This is a genomic window from Planomonospora parontospora (genome assembly GCA_014647935.1).
Classification (GTDB): domain Bacteria; phylum Actinomycetota; class Actinomycetes; order Streptosporangiales; family Streptosporangiaceae; genus Planomonospora; species Planomonospora parontospora.
This window is the reverse complement of sequence record BMQD01000077.1, coordinates 1-2,088: the sequence shown is the minus strand read 5'-3', so window position 1 is coordinate 2,088 and position 2,088 is coordinate 1. Positions and strand designations below refer to the sequence as shown.

Genomic DNA, 2,088 nt, shown 5'->3' with positions numbered 1-2,088 from the left:
CGGGCAGGGCCGAAGGTCCCCGGGGGAGGGGACCTCGGGACCGGGCAGCCCCCGCCCCGCCCCGCCGGGGCGGGCGCTCTTCCCGGCCACCCCGTGCCGGGTGGGAGACTTGGGGTGAGCCGGGGCGTGACGGAGGGATGGGCGTGGGCGAGAGATCTCTGATTCCGCACATGCGGCTGGACGACCTGCTGTCGGAGCTGCAGGACCGGCTGGAGACGGTGCTCGCCACCCGCGACCGGGTGCACGCGCTGCTGGAGGCCGTGGTCTCGGTCGGCAGCGACCTGGACCTGGAGACCGTGCTGCGGCGCATCACCGAGGCCGCGGCCAAACTGGTCGACGCCCGCTACGCGGCGCTCGGCGTGATCGGCGAGGGCGGCACGCTCGAGCGCTTCATCCCGGTGGGCCTCACCGAGGAGGAGATCGCGCAGATCGAGCACTGGCCGCACGGCAAGGGGCTGCTCGGTCTGCTGATCAAGGACCCGCAGACGTTGCGGATGACCGACCTCGCCGAGCATCCCGAGTCCTACGGCTTCCCCGCGGGCCATCCGCCGATGCACAGCTTCCTGGGCGTGCCGGTGCGGGTGCGCGACGAGGTGTTCGGCAACCTCTACCTGACCGAGAAGGCCGGCGGAGGGGCCTTTGAGGAGGAGGACGAGGCGGTCGTCAACGCGCTGGCCGCCGCCGCGGGCGTGGCCATCGAGAACGCCCGGCTGTACGAGGAGACCCGGCGCAGGGAGGACTGGCTGCGGGTCTCCTCGGAGGTGACCACCAGCCTGCTCTCCGGTGACGACCCGGGCGAGGTGCTCACCATCATGGCCCGCCGGGCCCGGGAGCTGACCGGGGCCGACACCGCGATGGTCAGCTTCCCGCACGAGGACGTGGTGCGGATCGAGATCGTCGAAGGGTTCGGCGAGGAGCTGCTGCGCGCGCGGGACATGGAGATGGACAGGTCGCTGGCGGGCGTGACGCTGCGCACCGGCCGGTCGCAGAGCACGCCGGACCTGCAGGAGTCCACCGGGCACCCGCCGCACCTGGAGGGCGTGCCGCTGGGCCCGGCCATCGCCGTGCCGCTGGGCGGGACGGACGGGGCCCGCGGCGTGCTCGTCCTGGCCAGGCGGAGCGGGGCGCCGCCGTTCGGTGAGCCGGACCTGCGGATGGCGGAGGCGCTGGGCGGGCAGGCGGCCATCGCGCTGGAACTGGCCGCCGCGCGCCGCGACGCCGAGCGGCTGGGCCTGCTGGAGGACCGCGACCGCATCGCCAAGGACCTGCACGACGTCGTGATCCAGCGGCTGTTCGCGGTGGCCATGACGCTGATGAGCACGGTCCGCATGGTCGAGCACCCCGCCGCGTCGGCGCGGCTGCAGCACGCGGTGGACGAGCTGGACCAGACCATCAAGGAGATCCGCTCCACCATCTTCGCACTGCAGACGCCGCCGCAGGCCGGTCCGGCCCGCACGCTGCGCGGCCGGGTGACGGAGCTGGTGGAGGCCGCCCGCGAGCAGCTCGGCTTCATGCCCGGCATCCGGATGGAGGGGCCGCTGGACAACACGGTGCCCGAGGAGATCGGAGAGCAGTTGCGGGCGGTGCTGCGCGAGGCGCTGTCCAACGTCGCCCGCCACGCCCGCGCGAGCAGGGCGCAGGTGCTCGTGGAGGTGAGCGGCGGCGCGCTGCTGCTGGAGGTGAGCGACAACGGCGTCGGAATCCCCGAGGACGGGCGGCGCAGCGGGCTGCGCAACCTGGCCGAGCGGGCCGAGCGTCTGGGCGGATCCTTCACCGCCGAGCGCGCCGAGGGCGGGGGCAGCCGCCTGCGCTGGCGGGTCCCGCTCGGCCGGGGCTGACCCCCGGCCCGCCGGGCTCACCAGGGACGGAGGTCTCCCCGCTCGCCGCGTTCGGCCTTGAGCCGGGTGACCAGCGCCGCGGCCTGGGTACGGCGCTGCATGTCGAGCTTGCCCAGCAGGTTGGAGACGTAGTTCTTGACCGTCTTCTCCGCCAGGAACATCCGCTCGCCGATCTGCCGGTTGGTCAGGCCCTCGCCGATCAGGTCCAGGATCTGCCGCTCCTGCGCCGACAGGGCCGCCAGCGGGTCCT

General features: G+C 73.9%; 2 protein-coding genes. One reads left to right on the top strand and one right to left on the bottom strand.

Annotated features, from left to right (window positions below):
- Window positions 1-137 precede the first annotated feature (137 nt).
- On the top strand, window positions 138-1,838 hold the full coding sequence (locus tag IEZ07_RS35160) for a sensor histidine kinase (RefSeq protein WP_191898754.1): 1,701 nt from the start codon (window positions 138-140) through the stop codon (window positions 1,836-1,838).
- Window positions 1,839-1,855: 17 nt separating this feature from the next.
- Here the strand turns inward: IEZ07_RS35160 and IEZ07_RS35155 are convergent.
- Window positions 1,856-2,088 (bottom strand): response regulator transcription factor (locus tag IEZ07_RS35155; protein ID WP_191898441.1); only part of this gene is annotated, 233 nt, incomplete at its 5' end.